This is a genomic window from Microcoleus sp. T3_D1 (assembly GCF_036700405.1).
Lineage (GTDB): Bacteria > Cyanobacteriota > Cyanobacteriia > Cyanobacteriales > Microcoleaceae > Microcoleus.
The window spans coordinates 1-2,028 of sequence record NZ_JAUBOV010000191.1 but is presented as its reverse complement, the minus strand read 5'-3'; the positions used below and the strand labels follow the sequence as shown (position 1 = coordinate 2,028).

The 2,028-nt window shown below is 45.2% G+C and carries 3 protein-coding genes; 2 read left to right on the top strand and 1 reads right to left on the bottom strand.

The features are described 5' to 3' along the window. Nucleotides 1-583: 583 nt before the first annotated feature. Complete coding sequence (locus QT992_RS33300) at nucleotides 584-1,081, bottom strand: pentapeptide repeat-containing protein (RefSeq protein ID WP_333314819.1); 498 nt, start codon at nucleotides 1,079-1,081, stop codon at nucleotides 584-586. A gap of 109 nt (nucleotides 1,082-1,190) precedes the next feature. Between QT992_RS33300 and QT992_RS33295 the strand changes: the two genes are divergently transcribed. Both QT992_RS33295 and QT992_RS33290 read left to right on the top strand, forming a co-directional pair. Further along, a complete protein-coding gene (locus QT992_RS33295) occupies nucleotides 1,191-1,559 on the top strand; it encodes a phage holin family protein (protein WP_333314815.1) in 369 nt (122 codons plus the stop codon). A 152-nt stretch (nucleotides 1,560-1,711) separates the two neighbouring features. Next, a partial coding sequence (locus QT992_RS33290; protein WP_333343088.1) for a hypothetical protein occupies nucleotides 1,712-2,028 on the top strand: 317 nt, incomplete at its 3' end.

The window sequence follows — 2,028 nt, the reverse complement described above, 5'->3', positions numbered from 1 at the left end:
GATCGCCTGAAAGTCGGCTCGATCGAATCCATGACGTGGCGATCTACTGACTCCTTTAAGATACAAGGGGCGGGTTCCACCAACCATAATCGTCTCAAACAAACAATCTCAAAAACCCGCCCCCACCCAACAAACAATCATCATTTACATTTGAGAATTTAATGCAAATATCAGGTTAATGTGAATTATTCGCGGTGTGGGGGCGGGTTTATCTAAATTGTTGGTAATTGTTAGATTTTTTTGGTGGAACCCGCCCCTACAAAATATGGTTTCGTAGGGGCGGGTTCCACCAACCATAATCGTCTCAAACAAACAATCTCAAAAACCCGCCCCCACCCAACAAACAATCATCATTTACATTTGAGAATTTAATGCAAATATCAGGTTAATGTGAATTATTCGCGGTGTGGGGGCGGGTTTATCTAAATTGTTGGTAATTGTTAGATATTTTTGGTGGAACCCGCCCCTACAAAATATGGTTTCGTAGGGGCGGGTTCCACCAACCATAATCGTCTCAAACAAACAATCTCAAAAACCCGCCCCCACCCAACAAACAATCATCAGTAATTGAGCGGAGATGATATCAGCGGCATCCCAAGGAATCGCGAGTAGAAATCCCAGTTTGAGAATTAATCCCGGTTGCCTTTGTACACAATTCTTTAATTTGTGAGCCGTCCATAATTGCATCAGTAAAGTCAGCGCCGGTGATATCAGCTCCCTCAAAAGTAGAACGCAGCAAAATTGTTTCTGCTAATATGGCATCGCTTAAATCGGCCTTAGTAAATTTAACTTGATCTATCATTGCATTAGTTAAATTTGCTCCGTGCAAATTCGCCTCAGTCATCACCGAAGCGCTCATAATTGCTCCCCGCAAATCGGCATTAGAAAAATTAGTCAAGTCCATATTAGCGTTAGAAAACTCAGCAGCCCGCAGCATTTGACCGGAAAAATCGCGTCTTGTCAGTTCGGCGTTGCTAAAGGACAACGGCGGAGCGTAATATTTAGATTGAGCCTGGGCTGGCTGCGGCAGGATGAAGATAGTTAGCGCCAAGAGGAATGCTGCTAGTTGCCGGAGTTTCATAAGTCTGATATTCTCGCAAGGTGGGTATTTCGTAGTGTATCCCGAACTTTGGTCGATCGACTAAACAGTTAAAATCTTAATTAATAGTGATGGAGATGGAAAAAAAGATATGCTAAGTTTTTTCTTAACTTGGATAGTAGCAGCAGTTTCGCTGGTCATTACCGCTAACATTGTACCAGGTATGGCGGTGGTTAGCTTTCCGGCGGCGATGCTGGCTGCTGTTGTTATCGGATTGGTGAATGCGGTTGTCAAACCGATTATTACATTGCTGACGCTGCCTTTGACCATTATTACTTTAGGTTTGTTTTTATTCGTTGTGAATGCAATTTCGCTTTCCCTGGCTTCGTGGTTAGCGGGTGCGTTCAATATCGGCTTTGCGGTTAACGGTTTTTGGCCGGCTTTGGTGGGTTCCATTGTGTTGTCATTCGTCTCTGGGTTGATTGGTCGATTTGTGAATGCCAATACTTTGGATCAGTAATACATTATCCCAGATATTCCAGATATTCGATCGGGCAAACTGCAACCGCTACTGTTACCGCAGAACCCCCCCTAACCCCCCCTTGTAAAGGGGGGGGATTTTGACTGCGAAATATTTTTTTAGGGACTAAAAGCCTTTGCTGGGCGGGCAAGATGCCCACCCCACAAGCAGATTCACTCTTTGTGGAACAGGCATCTTGCCTGTTGTTGAGAATTGTGGAACAGGCATCTTGCCTGTTGTTGAGAATGGTACGGGCGGGCAAGATGCCCACCCCACAAGCCGATTCACTCTTTGTGGAACAGGCATCTTGCCTGTTGTTGAGAATTGTGGAACAGGCATCTTGCCTGTTGTTGAGAATGGTACGGGCGGGCAAGATGCCCACCCCACAAGCCGATTCACTCTTTGTGGAACAGGCATCTTGCCTGTTGTTGAGAATTGTGGAACAGGCATCTTGCCTGTTGTTGAGAAT